Origin of the sequence: Marinobacter sp. HL-58, assembly GCF_001314605.1 — a bacterium.
Classification (GTDB): domain Bacteria; phylum Pseudomonadota; class Gammaproteobacteria; order Pseudomonadales; family Oleiphilaceae; genus Marinobacter.
This window is the reverse complement of sequence record NZ_LIHP01000016.1, coordinates 84,254-98,553: the sequence shown is the minus strand read 5'-3', so window position 1 is coordinate 98,553 and position 14,300 is coordinate 84,254. Positions and strand designations below refer to the sequence as shown.

General features: G+C 58.5%; 15 protein-coding genes. 8 read left to right on the top strand and 7 right to left on the bottom strand.

Annotated features, from left to right (window positions below; translation table 11 throughout):
* Nucleotides 1-6 precede the first annotated feature (6 nt).
* Together HLUCCO03_RS12945 and HLUCCO03_RS12940 are read left to right on the top strand one after the other, a co-directional pair.
* A complete protein-coding gene (locus tag HLUCCO03_RS12945; RefSeq protein WP_027831451.1) occupies nucleotides 7-1,416 on the top strand; it encodes a Clp protease N-terminal domain-containing protein in 1,410 nt (469 codons plus the stop codon).
* Nucleotides 1,388-1,765 (top strand): hypothetical protein, encoded by a 378-nt coding sequence (locus HLUCCO03_RS12940; protein WP_027831452.1) that lies wholly within the window; start codon nucleotides 1,388-1,390, stop codon nucleotides 1,763-1,765. The genes HLUCCO03_RS12945 and HLUCCO03_RS12940 overlap by 29 nt, the downstream gene beginning before the upstream one ends.
* A gap of 71 nt (nucleotides 1,766-1,836) precedes the next feature.
* On the opposite strand, the gene HLUCCO03_RS12935 is transcribed toward HLUCCO03_RS12940, so the two are convergent.
* A complete protein-coding gene (locus HLUCCO03_RS12935) occupies nucleotides 1,837-2,400 on the bottom strand; it encodes a cold-shock protein (protein WP_027831453.1) in 564 nt (187 codons plus the stop codon).
* A 185-nt stretch (nucleotides 2,401-2,585) separates the two neighbouring features.
* Between HLUCCO03_RS12935 and HLUCCO03_RS12930 the strand changes: the two genes are divergently transcribed.
* Nucleotides 2,586-2,804 carry a SlyX family protein gene (locus HLUCCO03_RS12930; RefSeq protein ID WP_027831454.1) on the top strand — a complete coding sequence of 73 codons (219 nt, stop codon included), beginning with the start codon at nucleotides 2,586-2,588 and terminating at the stop codon, nucleotides 2,802-2,804.
* Nucleotides 2,805-2,822: 18 nt separating this feature from the next.
* Here HLUCCO03_RS12930 and dapE read toward each other — a convergent pair whose 3' ends face one another.
* The 6 genes from dapE to map are packed head-to-tail and all read right to left on the bottom strand — an operon-like array spanning nucleotide 2,823 to nucleotide 9,948.
* Nucleotides 2,823-3,959: a succinyl-diaminopimelate desuccinylase gene (dapE, locus tag HLUCCO03_RS12925; protein WP_027831455.1), complete on the bottom strand. Its 1,137-nt coding sequence runs from the start codon at nucleotides 3,957-3,959 to the stop codon at nucleotides 2,823-2,825.
* The gene (gene dapD, locus HLUCCO03_RS12920) at nucleotides 3,946-4,974 is read right to left on the bottom strand and encodes a 2,3,4,5-tetrahydropyridine-2,6-dicarboxylate N-succinyltransferase (protein ID WP_027831456.1); all 1,029 of its coding nucleotides are present in this window, start codon (nucleotides 4,972-4,974) and stop codon (nucleotides 3,946-3,948) included. Before dapD ends, dapE begins: the two co-directional genes overlap by 14 nt.
* A gap of 17 nt (nucleotides 4,975-4,991) precedes the next feature.
* Entirely contained in the window at nucleotides 4,992-5,336 is a 345-nt protein-coding gene (locus HLUCCO03_RS12915; RefSeq protein ID WP_027831457.1) for an ArsC family reductase, read from the bottom strand.
* A complete protein-coding gene (gene dapC / locus HLUCCO03_RS12910) occupies nucleotides 5,333-6,535 on the bottom strand; it encodes a succinyldiaminopimelate transaminase (protein ID WP_292016717.1) in 1,203 nt (400 codons plus the stop codon). The genes HLUCCO03_RS12915 and dapC overlap by 4 nt, the downstream gene beginning before the upstream one ends.
* The gene (locus tag HLUCCO03_RS12905) at nucleotides 6,532-9,177 is read right to left on the bottom strand and encodes a [protein-PII] uridylyltransferase (RefSeq protein WP_027831458.1); all 2,646 of its coding nucleotides are present in this window, start codon (nucleotides 9,175-9,177) and stop codon (nucleotides 6,532-6,534) included. The genes dapC and HLUCCO03_RS12905 overlap by 4 nt, the downstream gene beginning before the upstream one ends.
* Nucleotides 9,178-9,948, bottom strand: a complete 771-nt coding sequence (gene map, locus HLUCCO03_RS12900; protein WP_027831459.1) for a type I methionyl aminopeptidase — start codon at nucleotides 9,946-9,948, stop codon at nucleotides 9,178-9,180.
* 285 nt (nucleotides 9,949-10,233) lie between these two features.
* On the opposite strand from map, the gene rpsB reads away from it, so the two are divergent.
* The 5 genes from rpsB (at nucleotide 10,234) to uppS (ending at nucleotide 14,300) form a co-directional block, all read left to right on the top strand.
* Nucleotides 10,234-10,986: a 30S ribosomal protein S2 gene (gene rpsB, locus HLUCCO03_RS12895; RefSeq protein ID WP_027831460.1), complete on the top strand. Its 753-nt coding sequence runs from the start codon at nucleotides 10,234-10,236 to the stop codon at nucleotides 10,984-10,986.
* 95 nt (nucleotides 10,987-11,081) lie between these two features.
* Nucleotides 11,082-11,951, top strand: a complete 870-nt coding sequence (gene tsf / locus HLUCCO03_RS12890; protein ID WP_027831461.1) for a translation elongation factor Ts — start codon at nucleotides 11,082-11,084, stop codon at nucleotides 11,949-11,951.
* A gap of 184 nt (nucleotides 11,952-12,135) precedes the next feature.
* Nucleotides 12,136-12,864: a UMP kinase gene (gene pyrH / locus HLUCCO03_RS12885; RefSeq protein WP_027831462.1), complete on the top strand. Its 729-nt coding sequence runs from the start codon at nucleotides 12,136-12,138 to the stop codon at nucleotides 12,862-12,864.
* 30 nt (nucleotides 12,865-12,894) lie between these two features.
* Nucleotides 12,895-13,452, top strand: coding sequence for a ribosome recycling factor (gene frr, locus HLUCCO03_RS12880; RefSeq protein ID WP_027831463.1), 558 nt, complete (start codon nucleotides 12,895-12,897; stop codon nucleotides 13,450-13,452).
* 77 nt (nucleotides 13,453-13,529) lie between these two features.
* The gene (gene uppS, locus HLUCCO03_RS12875; protein WP_027831464.1) at nucleotides 13,530-14,300 is read left to right on the top strand and encodes a polyprenyl diphosphate synthase; all 771 of its coding nucleotides are present in this window, start codon (nucleotides 13,530-13,532) and stop codon (nucleotides 14,298-14,300) included.

Below are 14,300 nucleotides of genomic sequence, written 5' to 3'. Positions count from 1 at the left end.
AAGTGAATGGAAGACTGGCAAGGATGCCTCAGCCCGCTCTGTCAGACCGCACTGCAACGGGCCCGTGACAACGTTGCCCAGCGCGGTGGCTATGCAATCACGACAGAAGATTTTCTGTTGGCGCTGCTGGATGGCGAGCCTGCCATCTGTGATTTCCTCCGGGGTTGTGGCGTCGACCTCGATGAACTGACCCGCACCATCCAATGTGAACAACCCATCGTGACAGAAGTGGGCGGCGAAGGGTTGCTGTCCTCGCAGCTCATGTACTGGTTCTCCTGCGCCCGTGAACTGAGTGATGCTCCCTGGCTGGACTGGCCGCATCTGTTATCGGTACTGACGGGCAATGCGGAGCGATTGCAGGGAAAAGCCTATGTTGCCGTGCTGGAACTGGTGAGCCGCTGGCCTGCGACCGATGAAAGCCCGCGCCATGTAGCTGATGCGGATGGCGCCGGTGAGGCCCCCGTCGTGATCACCGATCTTGAGTGGCTGACGCTGGCGGAAGACGTGGCCATTACCCTGGCCTCGGTGCCCGGAGCACTGGTATGGGTCCGTGGTGCCCGGGGGAGCGGCAAGACCAGTTGGCTGCAGGCACTGCTGCCGTTCCTGGAATCCGGATTCGTGAGGCTTGACCTGCGCAATGAAGCGGAAGTGATGGCCAGGGACATCCCGGCGATGCCGGCCAATGGCACTGAACGCAGAGCATGCCCGGCCCTGATTCTCGATAATATCTCCCCGACTGATCTGGCCGCCATGGTCACGTCCGCCCACAGTCTGGCGAGTACGCTGGTAACCAGCTATCCGGGCCCGGTTCTCCTGCTGGGGCCAGACTCGCCGGGGACGGGTGAGGCCATTGAGCAACTGGAGCGTTACCTGGGGCGGGACTTTGATATTTTCGACATGCCGGATACCAGTCCTGGCCAGAGGTCAGCGATTCTGACCGCTCACCAGCCAGCCATTGAGCGACACTGGAATATCGAGCTGTCCCCGGCACTCATCCGCTATGCGGCGTCGAGCAGAAGCCGGTTGGTGAGCTCTCCCGGCGGCATGCTGCAGTGGGTGGAGAGAGCGGCGGCAAGGCTGAATCTGTTTGCCGGGCGCGGGTCTCTGGAAAGTCTGGCGCTGGCGGGAACCACGGACACACTCAGGCGCCAGGCCCTGGTGGCCATGGCGCGTCAGCAGCCGCTGGAAGGCCTGGAACGTTCCCTTGAGAGTGTCGCGATCGAACGGGCAGCGGCGGAAGTGGCATGGCATGAACGCAAGGCGGAGGGGACGCTTCGAACCCTGAAAGTGGAAGACCTTCGCCACGAACTGGAGCGCTGGGTTGCAGCGCGTCCCGGCCCGGTTCACTATGTTGTCCATTGTGACCAACCGGCAGGAGAAACAGAGGGTGAGGGATCTCGAAATCTATATTCGTGACCTTGAGTCGGCAGCGGTATCGGACTGGCTGGCCAACCATCTCGACGAGATTGATCTGGCGGACGATCCGCTGGGCGACAAGGCGGTGAAAGGCACGGCCTGGTACCACGGGCATCGGGTGCGGATCAGTTTATACCCCGGTGCCGGCGGCAAGCGGTATACCTCCCTGATCCTGGAAGCAGAAGATCTGCCCTGGAACTCGGACCTGGGCTGTGCCCGCAGTGCATGGCGGGCCCTGGATACGGAAATTCGTTGCAGCCCGGGCGACTGGAAAGAAGGGGAGCCGGTTGAAGACGAGAGATGGTGGCGGCTTGATCAGAGAGGAGAGCAGTTGGCAGTCTGGAACTGAGACCGCTGCCGGAAGAAACTGAAAGGGGCAGCCATTGGCTGCCCCTTTCAGTTAACGCAGAGGTTCTCAGGTCACTCGCTCAGGATGGACACATTGTCTGCCTGGAGACCTTTATCCGCTTCCACAACGCTGAAACGGACCAGTTGGCCCTGCCGCAGTACGCGACGGCCGCGGCCACGGATGGCACGGAAGTGAACGAACACTTCATCACCACTGTCGCGAACGATAAAGCCGAAGCCTTTCTTGACGTTGAACCACTTGACGGTGCCTTCTTCATCACCTTCAGGGGTGGTGTCATCGTAATCATCGTCGTCGTCATAATCGGGCTGGGCCTGCTTGCGAGGCGCTGCGCTGGCGCGCGGAGCCTGCTGGCTGACTGCGGATGGTTTCTTGGCAGCCAGGGCCACCGTCAGGAAGCCTGCCAGGCCAAAAATAACAACCGCAAGGATGTAAGCCGCAATGCCCTGGGCGCTGCCCAGTACGAAGGTGGTATTGGTTGCCAGTTCACTGGTGCGTGACTGTGACAGAATCTGGAAGAGCTCCGGGGTGAAAGTCACCAACAGAAAGCCGAGGATAAAGGGTGACGGAATGGCGACCAGGAGAGCAAGAACGATCGCTTTTGCTGGGTTTTGCATGGACTGAAGTTTCTCCATTAATCAAACGCTAACGATAAAGAGCCGGATATCGGGTAAAATCGGGTCACCGGCCGGTGAAAACCGCCAGGATACTTCAAGGCGTAAAACAGCCTTGCCAATCCCCTGGTGGGCAAAAGCGGCATGATACCAGATAACGGGGAGCGCTGACCAAGCGGCAGGAGTATATGAGCGAGAAAGATCTTGAGGCCCGGCTCGACGAGCTGGAAACCCGGCTGGCATTCCAGGACGACATCATCAACACACTGAACGAGCAACTTGCCCGTCAGGAACTGGATATCCGGGAACTCTGGGAAGCGAAGAAGCAGCTGAACACGCAGTTGAAGGAAGTGTCGTCGTCAAACATCCGAAAAGAGGAGGACGAAACGCCTCCTCCCCACTATTGATTACCGGCGGCTGGCCATCTAGGCCAGCAACTCGATAAGAATCTGCTCGTAAATCTCTGACAGCGTATCCAGGTCTTCCGCCTTTACGCACTCGTTCACCTTGTGAATCGTGGCGTTGATGGGGCCGAGTTCGAGAACCTGGGCACCGGTAGGCGCGATAAAGCGCCCGTCGGACGTTCCGCCAGATGTGGACAGTTCGGTATCCCGGCCGGTAACCGTGCGGATTGCACTCTGGGCTGCCGAAACCAGTGCGCCTCGGTCGGTCAGGAACGGACGTCCACTCAGGTGCCACTGCAGGTCGTACTTCAGTTCATGACGGTCGAGAATCGCAACCACGCGCTCTTCCAGGCTCTCCGCTGTGTTTTCCGTGCAGTAACGGAAATTGAAGTGCACCAGGCATTCACCGGGGATAATGTTACTGCCGGTGCCAGCCTCGATTTTTGTAATCTGGAAGGTGGTTGGCGGGAAGAAGTCATTGCCGTTGTCCCAGAATTCCTTTGCCAGCGCATCCAGCGCCGGAGCGACGGTATGCACGGGATTTTCCGCCAGATGCGGATAGGCCACGTGGCCCTGGGTGCCGTGCACTGTCAGGTAACCGTGCAGCGAGCCCCGGCGTCCGTTCTTGATCACGTCGCCCAGCTGGTGGGTGCTGGAAGGTTCACCAATCAGGCACCAGTCGATTTTCTCGTTCCGGGCTTCCAGGGTTTCCACCACTTTCACGGTGCCGTTCTGGGCCGGGCCTTCCTCATCACTGGTGATCAGCAGGGCAATGGAGCCCCGGTGATCCGGATGCTTGTCCACAAAACGCTCGCAGGCGGTCACGAACGCCGCGAGGCTGCCTTTCATGTCGGCAGCACCCCTGCCGTGGAGGTAACCATCATCGATGACAGCATCGAACGGCGGATGGCGCCAGTTCTTCTCCGGGCCGGTGGGAACAACATCCGTATGGCCGGCGAAGGCCAGTAACGGGCCATCTGAACCCTTGCGGGCCCAGAGGTTGTCGGTGTCGCCAAAGCGTAGGGCTTCGCCGTTGAAGCCCAGGGCGGAAAGCCGGGACATCATCAGATTCTGACAGCCAGCGTCGTCCGGCGTCACGGACTTGCGGCGGATAAGATCCACGGCGAGTTCAAGGGTGGGGGAATTAGTTGTTTGCATGCAGCTCTTCATTCAGCTCGATGGCAGTCTTGTTGGTCTTGCACTCCACCGCACCCGTCTGGCTGTTACGACGGAACAGCAGGTCAGGCTTGTTGGCCAGGTCCCGGGCCTTGATCACTTCCACCAGCTCGTTGTTGTCGTCCAGCAGGGCAACCTTGGTGCCGGCGGTGATGTACAGGCCGGCTTCCACCTTGCAGCGGTCGCCCAGGGGAATGCCGATGCCGGCATTGGCGCCGATCAGGCAGTTCTCGCCCACGGAAATAATGATATTGCCGCCGCCTGAAAGTGTGCCCATGGTGGAACAGCCACCGCCAAGATCCGAGCCCTGGCCGATCATGACGCCGGCGGAAATGCGGCCTTCAATCATGCTGGTGCCTTCGGTGCCGGCATTGAAGTTGATAAAGCCTTCATGCATCACGGTAGTGCCTTCACCCACATAGGCGCCCAGGCGAACACGGGCGGTGTCGGCGATGCGTACGCCTTTCGGCACCACGTAATCGGTCATCTGCGGGAACTTGTCCACGGACTTCACTTCCAGGGTGCGGCCCTGGATTCGTGCCTCCAGCTGGCGGGCCGGAAGTTCGTTCAGATCAATGGCGCCTTCGCTGGTCCAGGCCAGGTTGGGCAGTAATCCGAAAATGCCGTCCAGCTTCAGTTCGTGTGGCCTGGCCTGGCGGCTGGAGATCAGGTGCAGTTTGAGATACACCTCCGGTGTGCTGGACGCAGTATCGTCGGAGTCCAGCAGTGTCACCACAACCGGGCGACGGCTTTCTGCAGCCTTGCTGGCGAGGGCGGACTGTTCCATCTGGCCAAGCTGGCGCAGCCCGTCGGAAAGCGCTTTGAGCTGCTCCGGGGTTGCCGATATTGCCTGGTTGCCACCCTGATATTCCAGTACATTACGAGCCACTTCGATGAGGCCGTTATCGGGGGTGATGACCGGCTGCTGGTAAAACACTTCCAGCCACTCGCCCTGTTTGTTCTGGGTGCCGATACCAATTCCGAATGCAAAACTCATTGATGTGCTCCTGGTTCTCAGTGTTTGAATCGTTCGGCCCATTCACCGGGGTTGAAACCGACGCTGACCGTGTCGCCATGCTCTACCACAGGCCGCTTGATGATGGACGGGTTGTCGAGCATCAGGCGATGGGCGGACTGGGCGCCAATATTATCACGAACCTCGTCCGGAAGTTTGCGCCAGGTGGTACCGCGGCGGTTCAGCAGCACTTCCCAGCCGGCCGATTGCTCCCATTCGCTGAGTCGATCGGCATCGAGGCCATCCTTCCTGAAATCATGGAATTCGTAGTCGATACCGGCGTCATCCAGCCATTTACGTGCTTTCTTGACGGTGTCGCAGTTTCTGATGCCGTATAGCTTCATGCCTTGTTCGCCTTTACAAATGTCACAATGCGCTTTGCTGCCTCAACACATTCCTCAACGGGGGCCACCAGGGCCATCCGTACCCGGTTCTCGCCGGGGTTATGGCCGTCGACAGTGCGGGAAAGGTAGCGGCCCGGCAACACGTGTACGTTCTGTTGGGCTGACAGCTCCCGCGCGAAGGTTTCATCGTCCATCGGTGTTTCCGGCCATAGATAAAAGCCTGCGTCCGGGAAATCCACGTCCATGACTTCCCGCAGGATGGGCACCACCGCCTCGAATTTGGCGCGGTAGGCGGCCCGGTTCTCACGCACGTGGTTTTCATCGTTCCAGGCTGCGATGCTGGCGAGCTGGTTGTGAATGGGCATGGCGCAGCCGTGGTAGGTGCGGTACTTGAGGTAACCTTTCAGAATGCTGGCGTCGCCGGCAACGAACCCGGAGCGCAGGCCTGGCAGATTGCTGCGCTTGGACAGGCTGTGAAACACAATGCAGCGGGCAAAATCATTCCGGCCGATGGCGGCACACGTCTGCAGCAGCCCTTCCGGCGGCTGGCTTTCATCGGGGTAGAGCTCGGAGTAGCACTCATCCGAGGCGACGATAAAATCGTGCCTGTCCGCCAGTTCGATCACCTGTGCCAGGGTTTCCCGGGGTATGACGGAACCGCTGGGATTTCCCGGTGAGCACAGGAACAGAACCTGGCAGTTTTCCCACACCGAATCCGGTACCCGGTCGAAGTCCGGTATGAACCGGTTGCTGGCATCGCATGCCAGGTAATGAGGCGTGGCGCCGGCCAGGAACGCGGCCCCTTCATACACCTGGTAGAACGGGTTCGGGCTGACCACGGTGGCGGGGCGGGTGGAATCCACAACAGACTGGACCAGCGAGAAAATCCCCTCGCGGGTGCCGTTGACCGGAACGATGTGGTGCTCCGGAGTCAGTGTTCCCGGTGTCAGCCCAAAACGCCCTGTGGCCCAGGTTGCGATGGCCTGGCGCAGTTCATCGGTGCCTTTGGTGGTGGGATAGTTGGCAAGCTTGTCCAGGTTATCCGCAATCACCTGTTTCACGAATTCCGGTGACGGATGCTTGGGTTCGCCAATCCCCAGTGATATTGAGCTCAGGTCCCGGGGGACGGTAATGCCGGCCTTGAGTTTCGTCAGCTTCTCGAACGGGTAGGGGTGGAGTCTGTCCAGATCCGGGTTCATCGTGTGTCGTCCAGCATTTGGCAAAGGTCCTGCTGCAGAGCCTGGCAGACGGCCGGATCACGGATCGGCTCGCCATGCTCATCGGTTACAAAGAATACGTCTTCCACCCGTTCGCCCAGGGTGGCTATCTTGGCGTTGGTCAGTCGCACACGATGTTCCAGCAATACCTGCCCGACCCGCGCCAGCAGCCCCGGCCGGTCCGGTGTGACCACTTCCATAACCGTGCGCTGGTTAATGGTGTCATTGGAGAAGGTCACCTCGGTGGGAAAGGCAAAGTGTTTCAGCTGCCTGGGCGTGCGCCGGTGGATAATGTCCGGGTAATCCTCAGGGTCATCCAGCTCCTCGATCAGGCGCCTGCGCACACGGTCCTTGCGGGCCGGATCGATGCCCAGGGGTTTGCCTTTCTCATCCAGGACAATATAGGAACTGATGGAGAAGGGGCCTTCACTGGAACTGATGCGGGCATCGACGATGTTCAGGTTGAGCTGTTCCAGCACCGCCGTCGTTGCAGCAAACAGATCGATACGGTCGCTCATGTAGATGATGATCTGGGAGTAGCCGTCGGTTGGCCCGCCGCGGGTATCACGAATCAGCACCAGCGGGTCCGGGTCATCGCCATGGCGGATGATGGCGGCGGTCTGCCAGGCGATATCCACGGTGGAATCCTGCAGGAAGTAATCTTCGTCCAGGGTTTCCCAGATGCTGTCGATCTGCTCGTCGGTCATGTTCTGGGCATGCAGGATCTCCCGCGCCTCGGACTGGGTGGCGCGCACCCACTCCTGGCGGTCTACCGGCGTTTCCGAGCCACGTCTCAGTGCCCGCTTGGTTTCAATGTAGAGCTGGCGCAGGAGCGACGCCCGCCAGGTATTCCAGAGTTTCGGGTTGGTGGCGCTGATATCGCATACCGTCAGCACGTAGAGGTAGTCCAGATGAACCTGGCTCGGTACCGAGCGTGCAAACCCGTGGATGATGTCCGGGTCGGAAATATCCTTGCGCTGGGCTGTCATGGACATCAGCAGGTGGTTCTCTACCAGCCAGGAAGCCAGCTGCGTGTCCCGTTCGCTCAGGTGGTGGCGCTGACAGAACTCCTCGGCGTCAATGGCGCCCAGTTCCGAGTGGTCGCCTCCGCGGCCCTTGGCCACATCGTGATAGAGGCCCGCTATATACAGTGTTTCCAGTTTCGGTAACCGGTGTATCAGGCGCGAGGCGAGGGGGTATTCATCGCGGGCTTCGGCGCTGTCGAGCCGGACCATGTTGCGGATCACCCGCATGGTGTGGGCGTCCACGGTGTAGATGTGAAAAAGGTCATGCTGCATCTGGCCGATGATCTGGCCGAACTCCGGCAGGTAGCGGCCCAGCACGTTGTATTTTTTCATCGCAGACAGGGTCTGGTCGAGGGCGTGGGGCGTCCGCAGTAATTCCATGAACAGGGAGGTTACCGCCAGGTCCGACCGGAAGGCGTCGTCAATCAGATGCCGGTGCGCCCGCAGGGAACGGATGGTGGTCGCCCGGATACCCTTGATCTCCGGGTGCTGGGCCATCAGCACGAAGATCTCCATGATGGCATAGGGGGCGTAGGCGAATACCTGGTTGTTTACCGCTTCGATGTAGAAATTGCGGATCTGGAAACGCTTGTTCAGTGGCAGTATGTCATCGTCGCTGCCCGAGCCCAGGATGGCTTCGTCGTAGTATTGAAGAATGACGTCGGCCAGCTCGGCCAGGGCCAGTACCGTCCGGTAGTAGGACTGCATCATCAGCTCGACGCCGAGCCGCTTGCCTTCATCCCGATAGCCCAGCATCTCGGCCAGGGCCCGCTGGTGGTCAAACAGAAGGCGGTTTTCGTTGCGGTCTGCAATCAGTTGCAGGCCATACCGCAGCCGCCAGAGGAAGGTTTCCCCCTGCAGCAGGATCTGGTGTTCTTCTTCGGTCAGAATGCTGAAGCGGGTCAGGTCCGCGATATTCTGCAGGCCAAAGTGTCGCTTGGTAATCCAGCCAATGGTCTGGATGTCCCGCAGGGCGCCCGGCGAGCCTTTCACGTTGGGCTCCAGGTTGTACTCGGTATCGCCGTATTTCGCGTGCCGGAGTTTCTGTTCTTCCCGTTTGGCGATGAAGTAGTCCCGGTCGGAACTGATATTGTCGGAATAGACCTGCTGGCTGAGTTCGTCCCGCAACTCATCCGGCCCGGCGATGGTGCGGGTTTCCAGCAGGTTGGTCAGGATGGTGACGTCCTGCCGGGCGGCTTCCATGCTCTCCCTGATGCTGCGGACACTGTGGCCAATGTCCAGCTTCAGATCCCAGAGCAGGGTAATGAAGGCGCCCAGGTCTTCCTGCCAGTTGTCCTCAATACCGTTGCGGGTGAGGATCAGCAGATCAATATCGGAATGGGGGTGGAGTTCTCCGCGGCCGTAGCCACCAACGGCAACCAGGGAAACATCCGGGGAAGACGCGAAGGCGTAACGGTTCCAGATCAGGGCAAGGACTGTATCAATGGTGTCGGATCTGGAATGAACCAGGGCGCGGACATCCGCCCCCTGGCGGAAGGCCTCTGCATCCGCGCGGTAGCGCTCCTTAAGCAGTTGCCTGGCTGCCCCGACAGGAGACGGGTCGCTGCTGATTCTGGCCTCAAGTTCGCTGAAGTCCACCTAGAACGACTCTTCCGTGCGCTTGGTCAGTACCTCGTGGCCGTCAGCCGTTACCAGAATGGTGTGTTCCCACTGGGCTGACAGCTTGTGGTCCTTGGTCACGACCGTCCAGCCATCCGGCAACAGCTTGGTGTGGTACTTGCCCTGGTTGATCATCGGCTCAATGGTAAAGGTCATGCCTTCCTGAAGCTCCATGCCGGTTCCCGGCTTGCCGTAGTGCATTACCTGTGGCTCTTCATGGAAAACCTGCCCGATGCCGTGGCCGCAGTAGTCCCGCACCACGGAATACCGGTGCTTCTCTGCGTGCTGCTGGATAACGTGGCCAATGTCCCCGAGCCGGGTGCCCGGCCTGACCAGTTCGATACCTTTATACAGGCATTCCTGGGTGATCTGGATCAGGCGCTCGGTTCCGGGCTTGGGTTTACCCACGATAAACATCTTGCTGGTATCGCCGTGCCAGCCATCTTTGATGACGGTGACGTCAATATTGAGAATGTCGCCATCCTTCAGCACCTTCTTTTCCGAAGGGATGCCGTGGCAGACCACATGGTTCACGGAAGTGCAGATCGATTTCGGGAAACCCTTGTAGTTCAGCGGTGCGGGAATCGTGTGCTGCTCGTTCACCATGTAGTCGTGGCAGATGTTGTCCAGTTCCTCGGTTGTCACGCCGGGTTTGACGTAGTCACCGATCATTTCGAGAACTTCCGCCGCCAGGCGGCCGGCGACACGCATCTTTTCGATTTCTTCCGGAGTCTTGATCGATACCTGCATTGGGTTTCCCGTTGATTTGGATCAAACAGGCATTTTAAGGGGGAGCGTGGCCCGGTACAAGGAAGAGGCGATGGCCGGCCCATTACGGGAGGTACAAATTAATGGAATCCGGCGGCCGATTTATGGTATAAACGCGCCCGCTGGAAACAAATCCGGCAAATTCGCACACACGTCGGCACGTTGTCCCAGGGTGCCTGCTCCTGTTGCTCACATAACAAGCATCGGGTTCAGGTTGGGTCAATCGGACGTGTGGAGGACTAACCCGAAGCTAAAAAGGTAAATATCATGGCTCAGGTAAATATGCGTGACCTGCTGAAGGCAGGCGCCCACTTCGGTCACCAGACCCGTTACTGGAACCCGAAAATGTCGAAGTTCATCTTCGGCGCCCGTAACAAGATTCATATCATCAACCTTGAGCAGACTGTTCCTGCCATGAACGAGGCACTGAACTTCGTTCATAACCTCGCAGGCAACAGGAACAAGATCCTGTTCGTTGGCACCAAGCGTGCGGCGGCCAAGATCATCAAGGAAGAAGCACTCCGCTCCAACCAGCCTTACGTGAACCATCGCTGGCTCGGCGGCATGCTGACCAACTACAAGACCATCCGCCAGTCGATCCGTCGCTACCGTGACCTGGAAGCACAGAGCCAGGACGGTACTTTCGACAAGCTGACCAAGAAAGAAGCCCTTGATCGCACCCGCGAAATGGATCGCCTTGAACGCTCCATCGGCGGTATCAAGGACATGGGCGGCCTGCCGGACGCCATGTTCGTGATCGACGTGGACCACGAGCGTATCGCCATCAAGGAAGCCAACAAGCTGGGTATTCCTGTTATCGGTGTTGTCGATACCAACAGCGATCCGGACGGCGTTGATTACGTTATCCCGGGCAACGATGATGCCATCCGCGCGATCCAGATTTACGTGCAGGCCGTTGCCGACACCTGTATCGAGGCTGCCCAGTCTGGCGCTGCCGGCGCTGACGAATTTGTAGAAGTCAGCGAAGACGCGGAAGGTGCTGCTCCCGCTGCGGAGTAATATTTCCTTCGCGAACAGGTTGTAGGGTGTGCCCGTGGTTTACCGCCGGGCACACCGGTACAGAATTTGGACTGGAACAGTTAAGAGGAATGAACATGGCTGCAATTACTGCTGCAATGGTCAAAGAGCTGCGTGAGCGCACCGGCCTTGGCATGATGGAGTGCAAAAAGGCACTGGTAGAAGCTGGCGGAAGCGTTGACGCTGCTATCGAAGAGCTGCGCAAGTCTTCCGGCCTGAAGGCTGCCAAGAAAGCGGGCCGTACCGCCGCTGAAGGTGTTTCCCTGATCAAGGTGTCTGACGACAACACTGTCGCTTACATTCTGGAAGTGAACTCCGAAACCGATTTCGTTGCCCGTGATGACAACTTCATGAACTTCGCCAACGACGTTCTGAATGTTGCCTTTGAAAACGGCAAGACAGACGTTGCCGAACTGATGGAAGGCGATCTTGAAGCCAAGCGCGAAGCACTGGTTCAGAAGATCGGTGAGAACATCACCGTTCGTCGCATCATCCGCGTTGAAGGGCCTGTGGTGGGCGGTTACGTTCACAGCAATAACAAGATCGCTTCCGTTGTTGCCCTGAGCGCCGGTGATCCTGAAGTTGCCCGTGACGTTGCCATGCACGTTGCCGCTGTCAACCCGCGTGTTGGCAAGCCGGAAGACATGCCTGCCGATGAGCTGGAGAAAGAAAAGGACGTCATCAAGGCCCAGCCGGACATGGAAGGCAAGCCTGCCGAAATCGTCGAGAAGATGATGGGCGGCCGCATCAAGAAATTCCTGGCGGAGAACAGCCTGGTCGAGCAACCGTTCGTCAAGAATCCTGACCAGACTGTTGGTCAGCTGATCAAGGACAACGGCGCCGATCTGGTGAGTTTCGTTCGTCTGGAAGTCGGCGAAGGTATTGAGAAGGAAGAAGTGGACTTCGCTGCCGAGGTCGCTGCTGCAGCGGGCACCGGCAAGTCCTGATCCTTCTGACAGGTGCCGACGCACAGGCTGACGCACCGTTCGAGTCTGCCACGTTAGCTGGAGTTTTCCGGCTCTCGTGGCGGGCTTGTATCTGAGATACCCCTTTTCGGAGGAGTATGTCAGATACAAGCCTGAGAAGCTTGTCCTGCCAGACACCAAGCCAGACACCAAGAAGGGGATCCTCATGCCGAAGTCTTCCAATACCCAGCCCAGATATAAACGTGTTCTGCTCAAGCTCAGTGGCGAAGCCCTGATGGGTGATCATGATTTCGGTATTGATCCCAAAGTACTCGACCGTATGGCGCTGGATATTGGCTCCCTCATTGGTATTGGTGTTCAGGTAGGACTGGTGATCGGGGGTGGCAACCTGTTCCGTGGTGCTGCTTTGAACGCTGCCGGCATGGACAGGGTGACTGGTGACCACATGGGGATGCTGGCAACCGTGATGAACGGGCTGGCCATGAGAGACGCCCTGGAGCGCTCCAACATTCGCACCCGGGTTATGTCTGCTATCCCCATGAGTGGTATTGTTGAGCATTACGACCGCCGCCGTGCCGTGCGTGATCTGAAAGACGGCGATGTGGTGATTTTCTGTGCGGGTACAGGTAATCCGTTTTTCACAACCGATTCAGCGGCTTGCCTGCGGGGCATCGAGATTGAAGCTGATGCCGTGCTGAAAGCCACCAAGGTTGACGGGGTGTATTCCGCAGATCCCTACAAAGACCCGACGGCAGAGAAGTATGATCACCTGACTTACGATCAGGTGCTGGACAAGAAACTGGGCGTGATGGACCTGACCGCCATCTGTCTTGCCCGGGATCATGGTATGCCTCTGCGGGTCTTCGATATGAACCGGGCCGGCGCGCTGACCCGGATCGTAACCGGGGAGTCGGAAGGCACACTGATTGAGTAATTTTTGAACAATGAATCCGAGGATGCTGCAGTGATTGACGATATTAAAGCTGATGCCGAAAAGAAGATGAAGAAAAGCCTTGAGTCCCTGAACTCGGCTTTCAACAAGATCCGTACCGGTCGTGCCCACCCCTCCATCCTGGACAGCGTAATGGTTGACTATTACGGCCAGGAAACACCGCTGAAGCAGGTGGCCAGTGTGAATGTGGAAGACAACCGCACCCTGGCCGTCTCGCCCTGGGAGAAGCCGCTGTTACCGAAGATCGAGAAAGCAATCATGATGTCGGATCTGGGCCTGAATCCTTCCAATAACGGTGAGGTTATTCGCATTCCCATGCCGATGCTGACCGAAGAAACCCGCAAGGAAATGGTCAAGCAGGCCAAGGCTGACGCGGAGCACGGCCGTGTGTCTGTTCGCAATGCCCGTCGCGACGCCAACAGCACGCTGAAAGAGCTGCTGAAGGAAAAGGAAATCAATGAAGATGAAGAGCGCTACGGTGAGGAGGAAATCCAGAAATTGACTGACCGCTACATCGCCGAGATCGAGAAGCAGCTAAAGGCCAAGGAAGAGGACCTGATGGCTGTCTGAGTGCAGCCGGTCAATTTCAGCAACGTGATCAGTCAGTGGCGGTTGTATTGCCGGGTGCTGGCTGAACAGGGGATTGCATGACGGAAAGTGTATCCGCAGAGATTCCGGTATCGGCTGGCAGCCAGCCCCGGCATGTGGCCATTATCATGGATGGAAACAATCGCTGGGCCAAAGCCCGGCGATTGAAGGGCGTTGCCGGTCATAAGGCGGGCGTCAAGGCGGTCCGGTCAGTGGTGGAAACCTGCGCCCGGGAAGGGGTCGAGGTACTGACACTTTTCGCGTTCTCAAGCGAGAACTGGCGCCGGCCCGAAGAAGAAGTGTCGGCCCTGATGCGGCTGTTCCTGTTTGCCCTGGAGCGGGAAGTGAAAAAGCTTCATCGCAATGATATCTGCCTGCGTATTATCGGCGATCGCACGGCGTTCAGTGCCAACCTCCAGGAACATATGAACCGCGCCGAGGAGCTGACCCGCGACAACAAGCGGATGACCCTCGTTATCGCCGCAAACTATGGTGGCCACTGGGATATTACCCAGGCCAGCCGCAAAGTGGCGGAGAAAGTGCGCAAGGGTGAGCTGGCGCCCTCGGACATCACCGACGACCTGATACAGCAGCACCTCTCCATTGGCGACCTGCCGATGCCGGATCTGATGATCCGTACCGCAGGTGAGCAACGCATCAGCAATTTCATGCTCTGGCACCTGGCATACACCGAGCTGTACTTTTCTCCTGTTTACTGGCCTGATTTCCGTGAACAGGAAATGAGCCAGGCGCTACAGGCGTATGCGGGCCGAAAACGCCGGTTTGGTCAGACCGATGACCAGATTGCCAGTGTTTCGTCGGAACAATAA

What these genes read in the sequence shown, in the direction of transcription:
- HLUCCO03_RS12945 (WP_027831451.1), top strand. Translation starts at nt 7, where the DNA reads ATGGAAGACTGGCAAGGATGCCTCAGCCCGCTCTGTCAGACCGCACTG.
- HLUCCO03_RS12935 (WP_027831453.1), bottom strand. Translation starts at nt 2,400, where the DNA reads ATGCAAAACCCAGCAAAAGCGATCGTTCTTGCTCTCCTGGTCGCCATT.
- HLUCCO03_RS12930 (WP_027831454.1), top strand. Translation starts at nt 2,586, where the DNA reads ATGAGCGAGAAAGATCTTGAGGCCCGGCTCGACGAGCTGGAAACCCGG.
- dapE (WP_027831455.1), bottom strand. Translation starts at nt 3,959, where the DNA reads ATGCAAACAACTAATTCCCCCACCCTTGAACTCGCCGTGGATCTTATC.
- dapD (WP_027831456.1), bottom strand. Translation starts at nt 4,974, where the DNA reads ATGAGTTTTGCATTCGGAATTGGTATCGGCACCCAGAACAAACAGGGC.
- HLUCCO03_RS12915 (WP_027831457.1), bottom strand. Translation starts at nt 5,336, where the DNA reads ATGAAGCTATACGGCATCAGAAACTGCGACACCGTCAAGAAAGCACGT.
- dapC (WP_292016717.1), bottom strand. Translation starts at nt 6,535, where the DNA reads ATGAACCCGGATCTGGACAGACTCCACCCCTACCCGTTCGAGAAGCTG.
- map (WP_027831459.1), bottom strand. Translation starts at nt 9,948, where the DNA reads ATGCAGGTATCGATCAAGACTCCGGAAGAAATCGAAAAGATGCGTGTC.
- rpsB (WP_027831460.1), top strand. Translation starts at nt 10,234, where the DNA reads ATGGCTCAGGTAAATATGCGTGACCTGCTGAAGGCAGGCGCCCACTTC.
- tsf (WP_027831461.1), top strand. Translation starts at nt 11,082, where the DNA reads ATGGCTGCAATTACTGCTGCAATGGTCAAAGAGCTGCGTGAGCGCACC.
- pyrH (WP_027831462.1), top strand. Translation starts at nt 12,136, where the DNA reads ATGCCGAAGTCTTCCAATACCCAGCCCAGATATAAACGTGTTCTGCTC.
- uppS (WP_027831464.1), top strand. Translation starts at nt 13,530, where the DNA reads ATGACGGAAAGTGTATCCGCAGAGATTCCGGTATCGGCTGGCAGCCAG.